Source organism: Qipengyuania sp. SM2512 (assembly GCF_054954005.1).
The window spans coordinates 1,637,984-1,658,527 of the sequence record NZ_CM143134.1 but is presented as its reverse complement, the minus strand read 5'-3'; the positions used below and the strand labels follow the sequence as shown (position 1 = coordinate 1,658,527).

The 20,544-nt window shown below is 67.7% G+C and carries 15 protein-coding genes; 10 read left to right on the top strand and 5 right to left on the bottom strand.

Annotated features, from left to right (window positions below):
- Nucleotides 1-187: 187 nt before the first annotated feature.
- Complete coding sequence (locus ACQ5J0_RS08250) at nucleotides 188-1,612, bottom strand: aldehyde dehydrogenase family protein (RefSeq protein WP_462566981.1); 1,425 nt, start codon at nucleotides 1,610-1,612, stop codon at nucleotides 188-190.
- A 163-nt stretch (nucleotides 1,613-1,775) separates the two neighbouring features.
- Entirely contained in the window at nucleotides 1,776-3,425 is a 1,650-nt protein-coding gene (locus ACQ5J0_RS08245; protein WP_462566980.1) for an acyl-CoA dehydrogenase family protein, read from the bottom strand.
- A 179-nt stretch (nucleotides 3,426-3,604) separates the two neighbouring features.
- On the opposite strand from ACQ5J0_RS08245, the gene cysD reads away from it, so the two are divergent.
- The 3 genes from cysD to ACQ5J0_RS08230 are packed head-to-tail and all read left to right on the top strand — an operon-like array spanning nucleotide 3,605 to nucleotide 7,225.
- Nucleotides 3,605-4,522, top strand: coding sequence for a sulfate adenylyltransferase subunit CysD (gene cysD / locus ACQ5J0_RS08240; protein WP_462566979.1), 918 nt, complete (start codon nucleotides 3,605-3,607; stop codon nucleotides 4,520-4,522).
- Nucleotides 4,522-6,444, top strand: a complete 1,923-nt coding sequence (cysN, locus tag ACQ5J0_RS08235) for a sulfate adenylyltransferase subunit CysN (protein ID WP_462566978.1) — start codon at nucleotides 4,522-4,524, stop codon at nucleotides 6,442-6,444. The genes cysD and cysN overlap by 1 nt, the downstream gene beginning before the upstream one ends.
- Before the next feature lie 10 nt (nucleotides 6,445-6,454).
- Complete coding sequence (locus tag ACQ5J0_RS08230; RefSeq protein ID WP_462566977.1) at nucleotides 6,455-7,225, top strand: 3'(2'),5'-bisphosphate nucleotidase CysQ; 771 nt, start codon at nucleotides 6,455-6,457, stop codon at nucleotides 7,223-7,225.
- 135 nt (nucleotides 7,226-7,360) lie between these two features.
- Here the strand turns inward: ACQ5J0_RS08230 and ACQ5J0_RS08225 are convergent, their stop codons facing one another.
- Both ACQ5J0_RS08225 and ACQ5J0_RS08220 read right to left on the bottom strand, forming a co-directional pair.
- A complete protein-coding gene (locus ACQ5J0_RS08225) occupies nucleotides 7,361-8,203 on the bottom strand; it encodes an HTD2 family dehydratase (RefSeq protein ID WP_462566976.1) in 843 nt (280 codons plus the stop codon).
- Entirely contained in the window at nucleotides 8,203-9,087 is an 885-nt protein-coding gene (locus ACQ5J0_RS08220) for an HpcH/HpaI aldolase/citrate lyase family protein (protein ID WP_462566975.1), read from the bottom strand. Before ACQ5J0_RS08220 ends, ACQ5J0_RS08225 begins: the two co-directional genes overlap by 1 nt.
- Before the next feature lie 197 nt (nucleotides 9,088-9,284).
- Between ACQ5J0_RS08220 and ACQ5J0_RS08215 the strand changes: the two genes are divergently transcribed.
- The 3 genes from ACQ5J0_RS08215 to ACQ5J0_RS08205 all read left to right on the top strand — a co-directional run bounded on the left by ACQ5J0_RS08215 (nucleotide 9,285) and on the right by ACQ5J0_RS08205 (nucleotide 14,477).
- Complete coding sequence (locus ACQ5J0_RS08215) at nucleotides 9,285-10,544, top strand: alkaline phosphatase family protein (RefSeq protein WP_462566974.1); 1,260 nt, start codon at nucleotides 9,285-9,287, stop codon at nucleotides 10,542-10,544.
- Nucleotides 10,545-10,630: 86 nt separating this feature from the next.
- Nucleotides 10,631-11,809, top strand: a complete 1,179-nt coding sequence (locus tag ACQ5J0_RS08210; RefSeq protein ID WP_462566973.1) for a Gfo/Idh/MocA family protein — start codon at nucleotides 10,631-10,633, stop codon at nucleotides 11,807-11,809.
- A 148-nt stretch (nucleotides 11,810-11,957) separates the two neighbouring features.
- Nucleotides 11,958-14,477, top strand: coding sequence for a glycoside hydrolase family 3 protein (locus ACQ5J0_RS08205; RefSeq protein ID WP_462566972.1), 2,520 nt, complete (start codon nucleotides 11,958-11,960; stop codon nucleotides 14,475-14,477).
- 6 nt (nucleotides 14,478-14,483) lie between these two features.
- On the opposite strand, the gene ACQ5J0_RS08200 is transcribed toward ACQ5J0_RS08205, so the two are convergent.
- The gene (locus ACQ5J0_RS08200) at nucleotides 14,484-16,175 is read right to left on the bottom strand and encodes a glycoside hydrolase family 43 protein (protein WP_462566971.1); all 1,692 of its coding nucleotides are present in this window, start codon (nucleotides 16,173-16,175) and stop codon (nucleotides 14,484-14,486) included.
- Between the two features lie 98 nt (nucleotides 16,176-16,273).
- On the opposite strand from ACQ5J0_RS08200, the gene ACQ5J0_RS08195 reads away from it, so the two are divergent.
- Genes ACQ5J0_RS08195 through ACQ5J0_RS08180 form a run of 4 tightly spaced genes read left to right on the top strand, consistent with a single transcriptional unit; the run spans nucleotide 16,274 to nucleotide 20,524 of the window.
- Nucleotides 16,274-17,398 carry a fumarylacetoacetate hydrolase family protein gene (locus ACQ5J0_RS08195; protein WP_462566970.1) on the top strand — a complete coding sequence of 375 codons (1,125 nt, stop codon included), beginning with the start codon at nucleotides 16,274-16,276 and terminating at the stop codon, nucleotides 17,396-17,398.
- An 8-nt stretch (nucleotides 17,399-17,406) separates the two neighbouring features.
- Nucleotides 17,407-18,852, top strand: coding sequence for an aldehyde dehydrogenase family protein (locus ACQ5J0_RS08190; RefSeq protein ID WP_462566969.1), 1,446 nt, complete (start codon nucleotides 17,407-17,409; stop codon nucleotides 18,850-18,852).
- Nucleotides 18,852-19,637 carry an SDR family NAD(P)-dependent oxidoreductase gene (locus tag ACQ5J0_RS08185; protein ID WP_462566968.1) on the top strand — a complete coding sequence of 262 codons (786 nt, stop codon included), beginning with the start codon at nucleotides 18,852-18,854 and terminating at the stop codon, nucleotides 19,635-19,637. The genes ACQ5J0_RS08190 and ACQ5J0_RS08185 overlap by 1 nt, the downstream gene beginning before the upstream one ends.
- A complete protein-coding gene (locus ACQ5J0_RS08180; protein WP_462566967.1) occupies nucleotides 19,628-20,524 on the top strand; it encodes an SMP-30/gluconolactonase/LRE family protein in 897 nt (298 codons plus the stop codon). Before ACQ5J0_RS08185 ends, ACQ5J0_RS08180 begins: the two co-directional genes overlap by 10 nt.
- Nucleotides 20,525-20,544 lie beyond the last annotated feature (20 nt).

Sequence of the window (20,544 nt, the reverse complement as noted above, 5' to 3'; positions counted from 1 at the left end):
GGTGGGGGAGCGCGCCACAGGCGCGCGTCCAGGCCATCGGCGTAGTACACCCCCACCCGGCCTCCCCCTCAAGGGGGAGGAGCAGGTCGGGTCAATGAAAACTAGTAGTGGTCCAGCCCGAAAACGAGGCTGAAACGAAAAGGGGCGGCACCATGGCCGCCCCTTTCTTTTGTCGGTCGACCGCGCCTCAGGCGAAGGCGTCGCGCTTGATGGTGATCACCTGCGGATAGGTGAATTCCTTCAGGCCATCGATGCCGTATTCGGCGCCGATGCCCGACTGCTTGTGCCCGCCGAAGGGCGCGAAGGGCGAGAGGTGCATGAACTCGTTGACCCACACCGTGCCGGTTTCCATCCGCTCGGCGACTGCGACGCCCTGCTCGGCATCGGCGGTCCAGACCGCACCCGCGAGCCCGTATTCCGAGGCATTGGCGCGCTCGATCGCCTCGTCGACGGTGGCGAATTTCATCAGTGGCATGACCGGGCCGAACTGCTCCTCGGCGACGATCCGCGCATCCTCGGGCGGATTGTCGAGGATGGTGATGGGCACGTAATAACCCGTCCCCGAAGGATCGACATCGCCCCCGGCGAGGAACTGGTAGCCCTGGTCCTTGGCGTCCTGGATCAGTTCGCAGACGCGCTCGAACTGCTTCTTGTTCTGGATAGGGCCCACCCCGGTGCCCTGCTGCGCGCCGTCGCCGACCTTCACCGTCTTGGCGTAGGCGGCGATCGCCTTGGACAGATCGTCGTAGATGTCCTCGTGGATATAGATCCGCTTGGCGGCGATGCAGACCTGCCCGGCGTTGGAGAAGCTCGACCAGAACAGCTGTTCGGCGACCTTCTCGACATCGGCATCGGCGAGCACGATCGAGGCGTCGTTGCCGCCCAGCTCGAGCGTGATGCGCTTCAAATCCTTGCTCGCGCCTTCCATGATCTTCTTGCCGGTCGCAGTCGAGCCGGTGAAGGTGATCTTGTCGATGCCCGGGTGGCTCGTGATCATCGGGCCCAGCTCGTCGGGGCCGGTGATGATGTTGACCGTGCCCGCGGGCACGACGTCCTTGATCAGCTCGGCGATCCGCAGTGTGGTCAGCGGGGTGAAGGGCGAAGGCTTGAGCACGATGGTGCAACCCGCGACCAGCGCCGGCACGATCTTCTGGATCGCCATCATGATCGGGAAGTTCCACGGCACGATCCCGCCGACCACGCCCACCGGGACACGGCGGGTGCGCGACAGGCGGGTGTCGTCGTCCTGGTTGATCACATCCTCGAGCCGCAGCGTGGATTGCGCCGCGGCGAGCCCGGCGGCACCGTAGATCTCCTGCTGCGCCTGGTTGTGCGGCTTGCCCTGCTCGCTGGTGAGCAGGCGGAACAGCTCGTCGGCGTTCTCCTTGATCGTCGCGGCGATTCCCTGCACCACCTTCTGGCGTTCTTCGGGCGTGGTCTTCTTCCAGCTCTGGAAGGCGCGGCGCGCGGCGGCAACCGCGCGGTCGAGCTCGTCCTGGCCCGCGGAAGGGACCTGGCCGACGACTTCCTCGGTGGCGGGGTTGATGACATCCATCGTCCCCGCGGTGGTGACGAGCTCGCCGTCGATCAGATTGGAATAGGTCTTGGTCATCTCTCTCTCCCGTATGTGTCAGCGGATCCCTGTGGGCGTTCCCGCCTAAGCTCGGCCTAAGCTGGGAACGCGAATCTCGGTTGCAATATGAGACTAGGCCTTCGTGCGGGCGAGCGCCAGCGGGCATCGCCGGGTCGGGCGTGGCACTCGCCGGAACGCTGGGTCAGCCACTTTCGCGCTGCGTCAGCAGCCCGCGCCCGATCACCTGCGCCTGGATTTCCGCCGCGCCTTCGAAGATGTTGAGGATCCGCGCATCGCACAGCACCCGGCTCACCTCGTATTCGAGCGCATAGCCATTGCCGCCGTGGATCTGGACCGCATTGTCGGCATTGGCCCAGGCGACCCGCGCGGCGAGCAGCTTGGCCATGCCCGCCTCGATGTCGCAGCGCTCGCTCTTGTCCTTGTGGCGCGCCGCGGAATAGGTCAGCTCGCGCGCCATCAGCTGCTCGACCGCCATCAGCACCAGCTTGTCCGCCACGCGCGGGAAGGCGAGCAGCGGCTTGCCGAACTGGCGCCGCTCGCCGGCATAGCGCAGCGCGAGATCGAAGGCGTGCCAGCCGACCCCGATGGCGCGTGCCGCGGTCTGGATCCGCGCGCCCTCGAAGGTGCGCATCAATTGCTTGAACCCCTGGCCCTCAGCGCCGCCGAGCAGCGCGTCGCCGGGCACCGCGAAACCGTCGAAGCCGAGCGTGTATTCCTTCATTCCGCGATAGCCGAGCACCGCGATCTCGTCGCCCGCCAGCCCCTCGTCGGGAAAGGGATCGGCCTCGCTGCCGCGGGTCTTTTCGGCGAGCAGCATCGACAGCCCGCCATAGCCCGGCGTCTCGGCGTCGGTGCGGCACAGCAGCGTCATCAGATCGGCGCGCGCGGCGTGGGTGATCCAGGTCTTGGAGCCATGGACCCGCCAGTCGCCAGCCTCGTCCCTGACCGCGCGGGTGCGGACCGAGGCGAGGTCGGAGCCGGTGTCGGGCTCGGTAAAGACCGCAGTCGGCAGGATCGAGCCATCCGCGAGCCGCGGCAGGTAATGCGCCTTCTGCGCCTCGGTTCCGTTCTCGCCGATCAGCTCGCTGGCGATCTCGGAGCGGGTGCCCAGCGACCCGGCGCAAATCCAGCCGCGCGAGAGCTCCTCGGAAACCAGGCACATCGCCAGCTTGCCCAGCCCCAGCCCGCCATAGCGCTCGTCGATGCAGACCCCGAACACGCCGAGCTGCGCCATCTCGTCGACCAGTTCGATCGGGATCAGCGCATCGGCGAGGTGCCAGCCTTGCGCATGCGGGGCGATCCGGTCGGCGGTGAAGGCGCGGAACTGGGTGCGGATCATATCGAGCGTCTCGTCGTCGAAGCCTTCGTCGGGCACGCGCCCCTCGGCAAGGTGGCTCGCCAGCGCCGCACGGTGCTGCGCGGTGCTGCCATCGTCGAGGAAGCGCCGAACGGCGGGGTCTTCGGCAAAGCTCCTCGCCGCGTCGGCGGTGCCGAGCTCTGCGGGACGGACGAACTCGCTCTGGCTCATCGGCAGCGCGCTGGTGAGCTGGTGGCAATATTCCCCGAAGCCGATCGCCAGCGCCAGCTTTTCGACCTCGCCGAAGCGGCCCGCGGCCTCGACTCGCGCCGCCCAGTCGGCGACCGCCTCCAGCGCGGCGACTGTGGTGCCGATCCAAGCGAAGCCATGGACGCGGCGCTGCTCGCGCTCGATCAGCGAGGGGTCGGGCTTTCCGCCGGGAGCGACCAGAGCGGCGGTCGCCGCGCGCACTGCGTCGCGATAGAGGCGCGCGGCGGCGCAGGCCCGGCGGGCCGTTTCGATCCAGTCGTTCATAGAATTCCACCCATCCCGGCGTGACGCCTTTTGCGGCAAGAAACCCGCAATCGCGGCAAATTGCAATCGCCGAACCGGGATCCTGCAAACCGGCCGGCGAAACAAAGTGCCGCGCAGCCGCCTGATAGAAATGCTGTGTTTCGCCGCGCGGACGCGAGGATTTAGAGGACCGGAGCATCATGACCCGCATCCTCACCCATCTAGAACGGCTCGAAGCCGAAAGCGTCCACATCATGCGCGAGGTCGTCGCCGAGGCCGAGAAGCCGGTGATGCTTTATTCGGTCGGCAAGGACAGTGCGGTGATGCTGCATCTGGCGCGCAAGGCCTTCTATCCCGCGCCGCCGCCCTTCCCGCTGCTCCATGTCGACACCACCTGGAAGTTCAAGGCGATGTACGCGCTGCGCGAGAAGGCCGCGCGCGAGGCGGGGATGGAGCTGCTGGTCCATCGCAACCCCGAAGCCATCGAGCGCGGGATCAACCCCTTCGATCACGGGTCGCTGCACACCGATATGTGGAAGACAGAAGGGCTCAAGCAGGCGCTCGACCTCCACGGTTTCGACGCGGCCTTCGGCGGCGCGCGGCGCGACGAGGAGAAGGCCCGCGCCAAGGAGCGCATCTTCTCCTTCCGCACCGCCAGCCATGGCTGGGACCCCAAGAACCAGCGCCCCGAATTGTGGAACCTCTACAACACCCGCAAGGCTCCCCGAACCCGCAATGGCGGCGAGAGCATCCGGGTGTTCCCGCTGAGCAATTGGACCGAGCTCGACATCTGGCAATATATCCAGCTCGAGAACATCGAGATCGTCCCGCTCTATTTCGCCGCGCCGCGGCCCACGGTCGAACGCGACGGGATGATCGTGATGGTCGACGATGAGCGCTTCCCGCTCGAGGGCGAAGAGCCGGTCGAACGCTCGATCCGCTTCCGCACGCTGGGCTGCTATCCGCTCACCGGAGCAGTCGAAAGCACCGCCTCCACCCTCTCCGAGATCATCCAGGAAATGCTGCTGACCACCACCAGCGAACGACAGGGCCGCGCGATCGACCGCGATGCCGGCGGCTCGTCGATGGAGAAGAAGAAGCAGGAGGGCTATTTCTGATGGCCGATCAGCCTCCTTCCGAACAGGCTTACCGCCCCGATGCGCTCGCGGGCGAGGACATCGACGCCTATCTGACCCGCCACCAGCACAAGACCATGCTGCGCTTCATCACCTGCGGCAGCGTGGACGATGGCAAATCGACGCTGATCGGGCGGCTGCTCTACGACTCCAAGATGATCTTCGAGGACCAGCTCGCCAGCCTCGAGAGCGACAGCAAAAGGATCGGCACGCAGGGACATGAGCTCGACTACGCGCTGCTGGTCGACGGGCTGGCGGCCGAGCGCGAGCAGGGCATCACCATCGACGTCGCCTACCGCTTCTTCTCCACCGACCGCCGCAAGTTCATCGTCGCCGATTGCCCCGGGCACGAGCAATACACCCGCAACATGGTCACCGGCGCTTCGACCGCCGAGCTGGCGGTGATCCTGGTCGATGCGCGCAAGGGCGTGCTGGTCCAGACCCGGCGGCACAGCTTCCTGTGCCACCGGCTGGGGATCCGCCGGATCGTGCTGGCGGTCAACAAGATGGATCTGGTCGATTACGATCAGGCGACCTACGACGCGATCGTCGCCGATTACGCGGCCTTCGCCGCCGAGATCGGGATCGAGAATTTCACCGCCATGCCGATCTCGGGCTTCAAGGGCGACAACATCGCCGGCCCTTCGGAGCACATGCCCTGGTACGCCGGTCCCTCGCTGATCGAGCATCTCGAGACCGTCGAGCTCGATGCCGCCGATGCGCAGGACAACCCGTTCCGCATGCCGGTGCAATGGGTCAGCCGCCCCGATCTGGACTTCCGCGGCTTCGCCGGGCTGGTCGCCAGCGGGACCGTCAAACCGGGCGCGGCCCTGCGGGTGCTGCCCTCGGGCAAGACCACCACGCTCGAGCGCATCGTCACTTTCTCGGGCGACCTCGACGAAGCGGTGGCGGGGCAGTCGGTCACGCTGACTTTCGCCGACGAGATCGACTGTTCGCGCGGCGATGTGATCGCCGCCGCCGAGGATCCGCCGCAGGTCTCCGACCAGTTCGAGGCGACGCTGGTGTGGATGGACGACGACCCCATGCTGGTCGGCCGGGCCTATTGGCTCAAGCTGGGCACGCAGACCGTCTCGGCCAGCGTCCAGGAGCCCAAATACGAGATCAACGTCAACACCATGGCGCATCTTGCCGCCAAGACGCTGACGCTCAATTCGATCGGCGTCGCCGAGGTTCACACCGAGAAGCCGATCGTCTTCGAACCCTATGCGGACAACCGGACGCTGGGCGGCTTCGTGCTGATCGACAAGCTGACCAATCGCACGGTCGCTGGCGGCATGCTCCATTTCGCGCTGCGCCGCGCGCAAAACGTCCATTGGCAGCCCACCGACATCACCCGCCAGGATCACGCCAGCCTCAAGAATCAGGCGCCGCGGGTGCTGTGGTTCACCGGCCTGTCGGGTTCGGGCAAATCGACCATCGCCAACGAGGTCGAGAAGCTGCTGGCGGTGATGAACCGCCACACCTTCCTGCTCGACGGCGACAATGTCCGCCACGGGCTCAACAAGGATCTGGGCTTCACCGACGCCGACCGGATCGAGAACATCCGCCGCGTCGGCGAGGTCGCGCGGCTGATGGCCGATGCCGGGCTGATCGTGCTGACCGCCTTCATCAGCCCGTTCCGCGCCGAGCGGCAGATGGTGCGCGACATGCTGCCCGCGGGCGAGTTCGTCGAGATCTTCGTCGACACCCCGCTGGAGGTCGCCGAGCAGCGCGATGTGAAGGGACTCTACAAGAAGGCGCGCGAGGGCAAGCTCAAGAACTTCACCGGGATCGACAGCCCCTATGAAGCGCCGGAAAATCCCGACATCGTGGTCAACACGGTCGCAATGACCCCCGGCGAGGCGGCCGAATACATCATCCGCCAGATCATGCCGCTGAAATAGCAGGACCGCGATGGACGATTCCGAACTCGCCGCGCAGCTCGCGCACCACGCCGGCCGGATCGCGCTGGCGATCCGCGACTCGGGCCTGATCGCGGGCCGCGCGCTGGGCGATGCGGGCGATGAGGCCGCCAACCGCTTCCTGTGCCGCGCAATCGCGCAGCACCGGCCGGGCGACGGGCTGCTCTCGGAGGAATCCGCCGACACCGAGGCACGCCTCGCCAAGGACCGCGTCTGGATCATCGACCCGGTCGACGGGACGCGCGAATATGGCGAGGGCCGCAGCGACTGGGCGGTCCATATCGGACTGGCGATCGACGGCGTCGCGCAAATCGGCGCGGTCGCGCTGCCTGCTCTCGATCTGGTGCTGCGCTCCGACAGGCCGCTAGCCCTGCCCGAAGCGCCCGCGACCCCGCGCATGGTGGTCTCGCGCAGCCGCCCGCCCGCGCAGGCGCTCGCGGTGGCCGAGGCGCTGGGCGCCGAGATCGTCCCCATGGGCAGCGCGGGCGCCAAGGCGATGGCGGTGGTTCGCGGCGAAGCGGAAATCTATCTTCACGCGGGCGGCCAGCACCAGTGGGACAATTGCGCCCCCGCTGCGGTCGCCGCGGCGCACGGCCTCCACGTCAGCCGGATCGACGGCGCGCCGCTCGCCTACAACGCGCGCGACACCTCGGTGCCCGATCTGCTGATCTGCCGCGCCGAACTCGCCGAGCGGGTGCTGGCCGAGATCGCCGCGCTGGAGCGTGACGGTTTTCGAGGGACCCAGTCTGCTCCTCCCCCTTGAGGGGGAGGCCGGGTGGGGGTGTACGACGCCGATGGCCTGGCCGATGGGGCGGACGCGCGCCTGCGGCGCGCTCCCCCACCCCCAACCCCTCCCCGAGGGGAGGGGAGATGTAACTCCATTTTACGCCATGCGCATCTAGCCGGCTGACGCCCCGCTGCAAGTCACCCGCGCGCGCATCGCGACCCTCTCGCCCTGCTGGCTCCACAGGCTCGCCCCGTCATCGCCGGCGTCGCCGCACAGATGCAGCGGCATGCCGTCGAAGGCCGGCGCTTCGCCGCGGAATTCGAACCCGGTGATCGGCTTCGGGAGATGCTGCTGCGCCAGCCCCATCAACAGCGTCGCCTGCAGTGGACCATGCACCACCAGCGCGGGATAGGCTTCCTCGCCCATGGCATAGGGCCGGTCGTAATGGATCCGGTGCCCGTTCATGGTCAGCGCCGAATACCGGAACAGCAGCACCGGATCGGGGTCGATGCTCGCGCGCCAGCCGCATTCGGGCGGCGGCGCCGCGGTCGGCAGCGCCGGTCCGGAAGCCGCAGCCGCGCGGTAGACCAGATCCTGCTCCTCGCGGATCGCCAGCCCTTCGGCATTGGCGATCGCATGTTCGAGCGTCACGAACACCAGCGTCCCGCTGCGCCCGCGCTTCTCTTCGACGCTGAGGATCGTCGAAGTCCTGGTCACCTCCTCTCCCAGCACCAGCGGCGCGTGGAACGAGAGCCGACCCCCGGCCCACATCCGCCGCGGCAGCGGGATCGGCGGGAGGAAATCGCCCTTGGCCGGGTGACCGTCGGCGCCCAGCCCGGCTGGCGGTCGAACATCCCAGAAATGGAGCCAGTGGTGCAGCAGCGGCAGCGGGCCTCCCGCCGCGCTCTCGCCCTGCCCGCCCAGCGCCGCCAGCAGCGCATTGCTGCGCGCCGGCTCGAGACGGTCGCGCGCGGTGACGCTCCGGCCGATCCAGCCGGCGAAATCGCCGCTCATCAGCCCTCGACCTGCGCCAGCAATTGCTGCGCACGCGACAGATGCGGGCGGTCGAGCATGCCGCCCTCGTAGCCGATCGTCCCCGCTCCGGGATTGGCCGCAAACAGCGCGACGATCTCCCGCGCCTTCTCGATCTCCTCCGCGTTCGGGGTGAAGGCTGCGTTGATCACTTCGACCTGTGCCGGGTGGATCGCGAGCATCCCGCGATAGCCCGCGCGCCGGACCTGCTCCGCGCGCGTCTTGAGCGTCTCGAGATCGCGGAAATCGGCCTGGATCGTCTCTATCGCGGGCACGCCCGCGCTCGCCGCGCCGAGCAGGCACAGGCTGCGCGCCAGCTCATAGGTGAAGCCGAACCGGCCGTCCGCGTCGGTGTTGGATTGCGCGCCGATGGAATCCGCCAGATCCTCCGCGCCCCAGGTCATCGCGACCAGCCGCGGCGCGCCCGCGAAATCGCCGCAATGGAACATGCTGCGCGCAGTTTCGGTGACCAGCACGATCACCGGCGTCGAGCCCTGTTCGATCCCGTTGGCCACCTCGAGCGCTTCGAGATAGCGGTCGAGCACCTCCATATCCTCTCGGCCCGAGACCTTGGGCAGCATGATCCCGCCCGGCCGCGCAGGCATGACCGCGGCGAGGTCCTCGAGCGTATACGGGCCGTCGAGCGGATTGACCCGGACGAACAGCCGGTTGCGGTGCTCCTGATTGCCGCGCAGGAACTGGGCGACCGCCGCCCGCGCCGCGGGCTTGTTGTCGATCGTGACCGCATCCTCGAGATCGAGGATCACCACATCCGCCGCGCCGCCGACCGCCTTGGTCATCTTCTTCTCGCTGTCGCCGGGCGCGAACAGCCAGGATCGCATTGTGATCGGGCCGGTGTCGGTCATGTCTGGTCGGGCTCCTCTTCGCGGACCTGTCGCGGGCCTTTCGCGGGCCGCTGCGCCTGCACCCCTTTCCCGCCCGCCTGCCGAGGGTCAAGCCCATGGCGCGCGAAGGGAAAAGTTGTCGCAAGTGTAGTCACTCTGTAACCGGCGGTCGAAACAGCGGCCCGACCGGCCGCGCCGCGACCTTTCGGGATTCCATGATGATGCTTCGCTCTCTGTTCGCCAGCCTGTTCCTCGCGCTCGCGGGCTGCACCACCGCCACCGCCGTCACGGCGCCGCAGAGCACCGCCGCTACGGCGCCGCAGACCACCGCCGCGACGCAGCGCGAGCCGGTCACCATTCTCGTCTCGATCGACGGCTTCAGGCCCGATTATCTCGGTCGCGGCGACAGCCCGCATCTCGATTCGCTCGCAGCCACGGGCGTGACCGCCGAGATGCGCCCCTCCTTCCCGACCAAGACCTTCCCCAATCACTATACGATCGTCACCGGTTTGCGCCCCGACCATCACGGCATCGTCGACAACAATATGGAAGACGCCGCGCGTCCCGGCGAGCGCTTCTCGATGGGCAATGCGAGCCAGGCGCTCGATCCCTTCTGGTGGGATGGCGGCGAGCCGATCTGGGTCACCGCCGAGAAGCAGGGCGTGCGCAGCGCGACGATGTTCTGGCCCGGCTCCGAGGTTGCGATCCGCGGCACCCGTCCTTCCGACTGGCAGCGTTTCGACCAGAACATCACCAACCCGCAGCGGGTCGCCGCGGTGGTGGACTGGCTGCGCCGCCCGGAGGCGACCCGTCCCGAATTCGTCACGCTCTATTTCGACACGGTGGACACCGCCGGACACCGCCACGGTCCGCAATCGCCCGAAGCCATGGCGGCGATCCGCGAGGTGGATGCGCGGATCGGCGATCTGCAGGCGGAACTCGCCGCGCTGGGCCAGCCGGTGAATTTCGTCGTCACCTCCGATCACGGCATGGCGCAGACCAGCGCCGAGCGGGTGGTGCGCACCGACCACCTGCTCGACCCCGCCGCCTTCCGCACCATCACCGATGGTCCCTATCTCGCGCTCGAGCCGCAACCCGGACGCGAAGCGGAAGTGGCCGCCGCGCTGCTCAAGCCGCACGCCAATATGGAATGCTGGCGCAAGGGCGAGATCCCCGCGGAATTCGCCTATGGCAGCCATCCGCGCATCCCCAGCTTCCTCTGCCTCGCCCGCTCCGGCTGGGTCGTGCTGGGCGGCGAGCCGCGCTACAGCCCCACCGGCGGCGCCCACGGCTACGACCACCGCGACCCGGCGATGAAGGCGCTGTTCATCGCCTCGGGTCCGGCCTTCCGCTCCGGCCTTACCCTGCCGATCTTCGACAATGTCGATGTCTATCCGCTGCTGGCCGAGGTCCTTGGAGTCACCCCGCAGCCCTCCGACGGCCGGCCGGAGACCCTCGCCCCGGCGCTGCGCGACTGACGATCCGGGTCAAACCCGTTCGGGCTTGAAGACACCGCTCCCCGCGCGCATGATTGCGCTATCAGATTGCGTAGGGGGGTAGCAGCATGGACAGAATCGGAATGTCGCGGCGCGAGCTGCTGGCGGCGGGAGCGGGGATGTCGCTGGCGGCGGCATCGGGGCAGGCGCTGGCGCAGGAGGCCATCGGTCAGCCGCTGCTGGGCAATCCGGCCCTGCCCGAGGCGCCCGGCCAGCGCCTGGGCTGGGCCATAGTCGGTCTCGGCACCTTCGCGGTGGGCCAGGTGATCCCCGGCTTCGCCGACGCGCGGCTGAGCCGCCTCACCGCATTCGTATCGGGCAACCCCGCCAAGGCGCAGGACCTCGGAGCCCGCTACGGCGTCGAGCGGATCTACGACTATGCGAATTTCGATTCCATTGCCGAGGACCCGGCGATCGATTGCGTCTATATCGTCCTGCCGGTCGGCCTCCACGCCGAATACACCATCCGCGCGCTCAAGGCGGGCAAGCACGTGCTGTGCGAGAAGCCGATGGCCTCGAGTGCCCGCGAAGCGCAGGCCATGGTCGATGCCGCGCGCGCCGCCGACCGCCAGCTCGGCATCGCCTACCGCGTCCATTTCGAGCCCAACAACCGCGAGGTCCTGCGCCGGATCACTGCCGGCGAACTCGGCACGATGCGCTACATTTCGGCCGATCACGGATTTTCCGCCAATCCGGACTATCCGCCGCACAAATGGCGGCTGGAAAAGCTGCTGGGCGGCGGCGGGTCGCTCTACGACATCGGGGTCTACGGGCTCAACACCAGCCTGATGATGCTGCCCGGCGACCGCGTCGTGGGCGTCACCGCGCATTATGCCACCCCCGAGAACGATCCGCGTTTCGTCGAAGTCGAAGGCGCAGTCGATTTTCGCCTGCGGATGGCGAGCGGGATCAACGTCCAGGGCTCCTCCTCCTATTGCACCAGCCCCTATGTCAGTCGCCAACGCTATTTCGGCAGCGAGGCGAGCATCGAGATGCAGCCCGCCACCACCTATGACGACAACCGCATTCTGCTCGAAGGCGGCGGCCTGCCCCCGCGCGAATTCCGCGCGGGCAATCCGATGAGCCAGTTCGCGGCGCAAGTGGACGGCTTCTCCGCCGCCGCGCGCGCCGGCGAACCGCACCGGACGCCTGGGGGAATGGGCCTGCGCGACATGAGGTTGATCGAGGCAATCTACGCCAGCGCCGATACCGATGGCGCGATGGTGGCGTTGAATGTCGAAGTGTAGTCTTTCCCTCGTGGAGATGTAGGTCGAAAACGGCCGATCGCGCCGCGCAGCGGTTGCAATTTGCCTTTGACAAGCTCGTCGGGAATCGGAATGGTAGCGCTCCCATAACAACAGTTCCGCGATTCAAGCGGTCCGGGGAGGATCTCGAATGATGCACTACGGCAAGGCGGCCGCCACGGGTCTCGCCGCCATCCTGCTGGCTTCCTGCGCTGCCGGCCAGCCCATGCAGATGGCCTCCGCCAGCTATCCCGAACGCGAGGGCGCCGGCCTCGCGCATCCCGAACTGTGGCCCGCATTCGAATACCCGGTGGCGAACCCCGCCCCTGCCGAAGCACGGATTGCACGCCTGCTTGCCCGGATGACATTGGCCGAGAAGATCGGGCAATTGGTCCAGGCCGATATCTGCTGCGTCACCCCCGAGGAGGTGCGGACCTACAATCTCGGCTCGGTGCTCAACGGCGGCAATTCGGGACCCTATGGCAACGACCTCGCCCCCGCGCGCGACTGGCTTCGCCTCGCCGACGAATTCTGGGCCGCCTCCACCGACACCAGCGACGGCGGCTTGGGCATTCCGCTGGTCTGGGGCACCGATGCGGTCCACGGCCATTCCAATATCGTCGGGGCGACGATCTTCCCGCACAACATCGGTCTGGGCGCGGCGCGCGATGTCGCGCTGATCGAGAGGATCGGCGCCGCCACCGCCCGAGAAATCCGCGTCACCGGGCAGGAATGGACCTTCGCGCCCACGGTGGCGGTGCCGCAGGATTTCCGCTGGGGCCGGGCCTATGAAGGCTATTCCTCCGACCCCGCCATCGTCGCCTCCTATGTGGGTGCAATGGTGCGCGGATTGCAGGGCGGGCCGGACAACCAGAACCTGCTCGCCGGTCCCTATGTCATCGCCTCGACCAAGCATTTCCTGGCCGATGGCGGGACGGACAACGGCACCGATCAGGGCGACAGCTCGATCAGCGAGCAGGAACTGCGCGATATCCACGGCACGCCCTACGGCCCCGCGATCGCCGAGGGCGTCTCCACCGTCATGGCGAGCTTCTCGAGCTGGCAGGGCGTCAAGATGACCGGCAACCACAGCCTGCTCACCGGCGTGCTCAAGGAGCGGATGGATTTCGGCGGATTCGTGGTGTCCGACTGGAACGCCCATGGCCAGGTGGCGGGCTGCACCAACGAGAGCTGTCCGCAGGCGCTGATGGCCGGGATCGACATGTATATGGCGCCCGACACCTGGCGCCCGATCTATGACGACCTGCTCGCGCGGGCGCAGGCGGGCGAAATCCCCCTGAGCCGCATCGACGATGCAGTGACGCGGATCCTGCGGGTGAAGGAGCGGCTCGGCCTGCTCGATGCACCGCGTCCCTCCGAACGGCTGCTGTCGGGCGATTACGACCTGCTCGGCGCGCCAGAACACCGCGACCTCGCGCGCGAGGCGGTGCGCCGGTCGCTGGTCCTGCTGCGCAACGACGGCGTGTTGCCGCTGGCCCCGGGCGGACGCCTGCTGGTGGCGGGCGACGGCGCCGACGATATCGCCAAGCAATCGGGCGGCTGGACGCTGAGCTGGCAGGGGACCGGGCTGACCAACGCCAACTTCCCAGGTGCCACGTCGATCTGGAGCGGATTGCACGCGGCGGTCGAGGCGGGCGGCGGCAGCGCCGAACTCTCGCCGGACGGCACATTCACGCGCCGCCCCGATGCCGCCGTGGTGGTGTTCGGCGAGGAGCCCTATGCCGAGTTCCAGGGCGATCGCGCCACGCTGGCGCTCGACCACCCGCTGACCGGTCCCTTTGAGACTATGCGCGCCTTGCGCGAACAGGGCATTCCAGTTGTGGCGGTGATGGTCACCGGCCGCCCGCTCTATGTGAACGAGGCGCTCAACAATTCCGATGCCTTCGTGGTCGCATGGCTGCCCGGCAGCGAGGGGCAGGGCGTGGCCGACGTGCTGGTGGGCGATGCCGGCGGCAAGGCCCAGTTCGACTTTACCGGCACCCTGCCCGCCGTATGGCCCCTCACGCCCGACATGGCCGACGGCACTCTCTACCCGCTCGGCCACGGGCTGACCTATGCCAGTCCGCGCACCGCCTGGACCGAACTGCCGGTGGTCGCCGCAGCGGCGCAGGCCGGGGACAGCCGCATTTGGTTTGCCGAAGGCGTGCCCGCCGCGGCCTGGTCGCTCCACATTGCCGACCCCACGCAGCCGGGCAGCCAGACCCGGGTGACCACCGTACCGGCCGAGGCCCTGCAGGGCCGCGCGCGGATCAGCGCGGTCAACCATGTGGTGCAGGAAGGCGCGCGGCGGTTCGAGATTTCGGGCGGCGAGGCGGCGCTCTCGGTGAGCAATATCGAGCCGATCGACATCACCCGCGAGACCAATGCCGACATAATGCTGCTGTTCACGGTCAAGGTCGATGCGGCGCCTGCCGCCATCGGCGTCGAGATGCTAGGGGCAGACGGAACCCGCGCGGCGAACCCCGTTTCGCTGCCTGCCAACGCCCGCTTCGTGCGCTATGGCCTGCCGCTGAAATGCCTGCGCGAGAAGGGGATCGACATGGCCCGCGTGACCGCGCCGTTCATCCTGACGAGCGAAGGCCGCAGCGATATCGCGCTGGCCGAAGTGCGGCTGGGGATGGACGCGGAGGTCGTGCTGCCGTGCGCCTGAGCGCGGTCACTCGCCCGCGACGGCATAGGGGCCGATCACAAGTCCGGTGAACAGCCCGGCGTGGACCGAGGCGAGGCCTTCGACATCCACATTCTCCGCCAGGCTGGTCCAGCGCTCTGCGCCCGCCTTTCGCCAGCCAAAGCTCGCCGTGCCGCCGCTCAGCTCGATCCGCAGATCGACTGCGCCGCCCGGCATCAGCGGCGCCGCAGCCATCAGTGCCCCCCGCTCCTCCGGCCGTTCGGCATCGCGAAGACGCATGACGATTTGCGCCCGCTCCCCGGTGCCCTCGATCCCCAGCGCGAAGAAATGCGTCTCGTCCATGAAGGCGAGAAGGCCCGCGAAATCGCCCGCGCCTTGCGGTTCGAACCGCAGCCGCGCGGTCACCGCGGCGTCATGGTGCCGCAGGCGGCGACCGGTGAAGGCGGGCCGGCGAAGGCTACCCGCGCCGTCGGGACCGGCCGTGACCCACAGCGCGCCAGCCGCCGGGTCGACACCGACCTGCTGCACCGCGCCGGGGCTGCGGATCGTGATCCATTCGGGCGAGAGTGGTGCGCCAGTGAAATCGTCGCGCCAGCCGGACCAGTCTGTGCCGTCATGGGCGGGCAAGGCCGGGCGCGGGACGGTTGCGGGCATGGCCTCGCCGGGGTCCAGGAAGCGCGGCCAGCCGTCCTCCCATCGCACCGGCAGCAGATAAGTCTCGCGCCCCAGCAGCGTCGATTGTCCGGCGAAGGGCCGCGTCGCCAGGAACACGCCCCACCATGAGCCATCGTCGAGTTGCACCATATCGGCGTGCCCGGTCGCTTCGACCCGGTCGGGGCGGGTCGGATCCATGTTCCGCTGGGTCAGGATGGGATTGACGGGGCCCGGCTCGTAGGGACCGCCGACATTGCGCGAACGGTAGATCGTCTGCGAGTGCTGGTCCGCCGTCCCGCCTTCGGCCGCCAGCAGATAGAACCAGCCGTCGATCCTGTAGATATGCGGTCCCTCCGCCCAGACCGGCTGCTCCGAGATATCCACCCCGCCATCCACCAGCAGGGTGCGCTCGCCGACCAGTTTCATCGCGTCGGGATCGAAGCCCTGCAGCCAGAGGGCGCGGTGGCCCTCGTATTGCGGCTCTCCCGGAGGGGCGTCGTTGTAGACGATCCACGCGGTTTCCCGCCCCTCGGCATCGCTATCGAAGAACAGCGAGGGATCGATCCCGTCGAAGGGCAACCACACCGGATCGCTCCACGGACCTTCGGCGCGGTCCGCGGTGATGACGAAATTGCCGCTGCAGTCGATGCAGGTGTTGACGATCCAGAACCTGCCGTCGTGATGGGTGATCGCGGGTGCGAACAGACCGCGATTGGTACCGAGACCTGAGAAATCCATCATTCCGGGCCGGTCGATCGCATGCCCCACCAGGTTCCAGTTCACGAGATCGCGGCTGTGAAAGATCGGCAGGCCGGGAAACCACGAGAATGTACTGGTGACGAGGTAGAAATCGTCACCCACCCGGACGATCGACGGGTCGGGATGAAACCCGGGCAGCACCGGATTGCGGAACTGCCCCGCGGGCGGCGCAGCGGCCTCGCCTTGCGCCCGATATTCCACGAAATCGAACCGCGCCGTGGGGCCGGCGATCGCCGTCGTCGCGAGCAGCATCGCCGCTGTGCCGATGGTTGCAGTGAGCGTCGCCCTGATCATCCTGACCGTCATATTTCCTCCACCCGCTTCCCGGTTTGTCCGGGTTTGCTCTTGCCCCGCCTTCCTAGCCACCTTATGGTAGCGCTATCAAGGGGAGGAATGGAGCGGCAATGGCCGACCGTCTGAAACAGGCTCTGCCGGAGGATCATGCCTCGGGCCAATTCATCGGACGCGCCCACGGGCCGCAGGGTCCCTGCGTGATCGCGGTCCGCGAGGGCCGCATTTTCGACCTGACGGGCGTCGTCGCCACCACCGCGGGCGCCGTGATACGCAGGGAGTTCGACGGGGGCGAGGAGATCGGCACCGTCGAGACTGGCCTGCCCGAAGGCTGGACGCTGCTCTCCCCGATCGACCTGCAATGTGTGAAGGCGGCGGGAGTCACCTTCGCCCTGTCCGCCATCGAACGGGTGATCGAGGAACGCGCGCGCGGCGACGCCGAGTCGGCCGCTGCCATCCGCGCCGCGCTGGAAGACAAGGTCGGCGCGGGTATCCGCGCGGTGGTTCCCGGTTCGCCCGAGGCCGCCGAACTCAAATCCGCGCTGATTGCCGAGGGCATGTGGTCGCAATATCTCGAAGTCGCCATCGGGCCCGATGCGGAAATCTTCTCCAAGTCCCCCGTGCTTTCCACCGTCGGCCACGGCGCGCCGATCGGCGTGCGCAGCGATTCCAACTGGAACAACCCCGAACCCGAAGTGGTGCTGGTCTGCGATCCGGACGGCGAAATCGTGGGCGCCACGCTGGGCAACGACGTGAACCTGCGCGATTTCGAAGGCCGCTCGGCGCTGCTGCTCTCCAAAGCCAAGGACAACACCGCCAGCTGCGCGATCGGCCCCTTCATCCGCCTGTTCGACGACTCTTTCACCCTCGACGACGTCCGCCAGGCCAATGTCGATCTCGTCATCGACGGACCCGAGGGTTACCGGCTCGAAGGCACCAACGACATGGGCCAGATCAGCCGCGACCCGGTCGAACTGGTGCGCCAGTGCCTGTCCGAACACCATTATCCCGACGGCTTCGTGCTGTTCTGCGGCACGCTGTTCGCCCCGACGCAGGACCGCGATACGCCGGGCGCGGGGTTTACGCACAAGGTCGGGGACGTGGTGACGATCAGCTCGCGCCGGATCGGATCCCTGCGAAACACCGTTATGAAATCGCGCGACGCGCCTGCCTGGACCATGGGCATCCGGCAATTCTCGCAGAACCTGGCCGCTCGCGGCCTCATAGACCGAATCTGAGGAGTGCTATGACCAATCGTACCCTATCCCACTACATCGGCGGCGAGTTCACCGGTGCGAGCGACGCTCTCGAGAGCCTCAACCCGTCCGACACCAGCGAGGTTGTCGCCCGCTTTCCCGACGGCTCGGCGGCCGATGTCTCGCAGGCGGTGGCGGCGGCGAAGAGCGCGCAGCCCGAATGGGCCGAGGCTTCGCCCGAAGTGCGTTCGGACCTGCTCGAGAAGATCGCCGTGGCGCTGTTCGACCGCGCTGCCGAGCTGGGCGAACTGCTCGCCCGCGAGGAAGGCAAGCTGCGCGGCGAAGGTATGGGCGAGGTACTGCGCGCCGCGCGCATCTTCCGCTACTTCTCGGGCGAGGCGCTGCGCCGCCACGGCCTGACGCTGGAATCGACTCGCCCCGGTCTCGATGTCGCCACCTATCGCGAGGCTCTGGGCGTGGTCGGGCTTATCACCCCGTGGAACTTCCCGATCGCGATCCCCGCGTGGAAGGCCGCGCCGGCCATGGCCTTCGGCAATTCGGTGGTGCTCAAGCCCGCCAACGTGACCCCGGCGGTCGCCTATGCGCTCGCCGAGGTGATTCACGAGGCGGGCGTGCCCGCGGGCGTGTTCAACCTCGTGCTGGGCCGCGGCGATGTCGGGCGCGCCATCGTCGACCATGAGGACGTCACCGCGATCAGCTTCACCGGCAGCCAGCAGGTCGGCGGCGCGGTGGGTCTCGCCGCGATGAAGCGCGGCGCGCGGGTGCAGATGGAAATGGGCGGCAAGAACCCGCTGGTGGTGCTCAACGATGCCGATCTCGACAAGGCAGTCACCATCGCGGCGGATGGCGGCTTCTTCCAGACCGGACAGCGCTGCACTGCATCGAGCCGGGTGATCGTCGAAGACGGCATCCACGACCGCTTCGTCGCTGCGCTGACCGAAAGGGCCGCCAGCCTCAAGGTCGGCGCCGCGCTCGATTCCGCATCGCAGGTCGGCCCGGCTTCGAGCGAGGCGCAGCTCGAGCAGAATTTCCGCTATGTCGGCATCGCCTGCGACGAAGGCGGCCGGCTCGCGAGTGGCGGCGGCGGGGTGGACACCGGCACTCAGGGCTATTTCATGCAGCCCACGGTGATCGCCGATACCGCCCCCGACATGACGATCAACAACGAGGAAGTGTTCGGCCCGGTAGTCTCGACCGTGCGGGTCAAGAACTACGACGAAGCGCTGGAACTGGCCAATCGCGGCAATTTCGGCCTGTCTTCGGGCATCGTCACCAACAGCCTCAAGCATGCGCGGCATTTCCGCAAAAACGTGAAAGCAGGGATGGTGATGGTCAATCTGCCCACCGCGGGCGTCGATTACCACGTTCCCTTCGGCGGCACCCGCGGATCGAGCTACGGCCCGCGCGAGCAGGGCTTCGCCGCGGTCGAATTCTACACCACGATCAAGACGGTTTACACGGGAGACTGCGCCTGATGGCCGAAGGAATGTTGCGGCCAGTCGCGCAGGGGGCATCATACCCCAGCCTGGCCGGCAAGAAGGTGATTATCAGCGGCGGCGGGTCGGGCATAGGCGAGGGAATCGTCGAAGGCTTCGTGCGCCAGGGCGCCGCAGTGGCCTTCGTCGATATCGAGGTGGAACCGAGCGAAGCGCTGGTTGCGCGGTTGGGCGACGCCGAGATCCCGCCGATCTTCAGCCATTGCGACATCACCCGAAGTGCCGATTACACGGCCAGGATCGAGGAGCTGATCGGCAGGCTGGGCGGGTCCGACGTGCTGGTCAACAACGCGGCGAACGACGACCGCCACATGGTCGAGGAGGTCACCGAGGCCTATTGGGACGAGCGGATGGCGGTCAATCTGAAACACCAGTTCTTCGCCGCACGCGCCGCCGTTCCGGCAATGCGCGCGGCCGGCGGCGGATCGATCATCAATTTGGGGTCTATCTCCTGGCATCTCGGGCTGGAGAACCTGGCGATCTACCAGACCGCCAAGGCCGGGATCGAGGGCCTGACCCGCAGCCTGGCGCGCGAGTTCGGGCGCGACAACATCCGCGTCAACGCGATCATCCCGGGCAATGTTCAGACCCCGCGCCAGAGCAAGTGGTATTCGCCCGAGGGCGAGGCCGAGATCGTGGCGGCGCAATGCCTCACCGGGCGGATCCAGCCGGTCGATATCGCCGCCATGGCGCTGTTCCTCGCCAGCGACGATGCCCGGTTCTGCACCGCGCACAATTACTGGGTCGATGCCGGATGGCGCTGAACCTCACCGCCTCGGCCAACCCGCGCCAGCTGCTCGATGTCGGCAGCAAGCTGGGCGAAGGCGCGTTCTGGGATGCGGAGCGGCAGGTTGTATGGTTCGTCGATATCAAGCAGCAGCGGCTGTGGCACTACGATCCGGCGAACGGCAGCAACGCCATCGCCCAGGCGCCGGGCCAGATCGGCTGGGCGCTTCCGGCCGACAACGGCCTGCTGCTCTGCGGGTTACAGGACGGCCTCCACACCTTCGATCCCGCGCGCCAGAGCTTCGAGAAGCTGATGGACGTGCCGGGCGAGCCCGCGCACAACCGCCTCAACGACGCCTGCACCGACCCCTGGGGCCGCGTGTGGTTCGGATCGATGGATGACCGCGAGGCGGAGGCCTCGGGCCGGTTCTATGTGTTCGATCGCGGCGAGATTCGCTCCGCCGGGCCTTCGGGCATCGCGATCACCAATGGCCCCGCGGTCAATGCCCAGGGCGACCGGATCTATTTCACCGACACGACCGCCCAGACAATCATGGTCGCCGACCTGTCGCCCGCCGGTGTCGGCGAGGCGCGCGTCTTCGCCGACACCAGCGCGCTGTTCCCCGATGCCTATCCCGATGGGCCGGTGGTCGACAGCGAGGATTACGTCTGGACCGCGCTCTACCTCGGGAGCCGGGTCGCCCGCTTCTCGCCCGATGGCGAGCTGGTGGCGCAGATCGAGTTCGCCGCGCGCGACATCACCAAACTTTGTCTGGGAGGGGCGGACCTGCGCACCGGTTTCGTGACCACCGCGACCAAGAACCTCGAGCCTGCGCAATTTGCGCAATATCCGCACGCGGGCAGCCTGATCGGTTTCGATGCGCCGGTTGCCGGCTTTGCGCAGACGCGGGTCAGGCTGGGATAGACGACGCCACCGGCAAACCG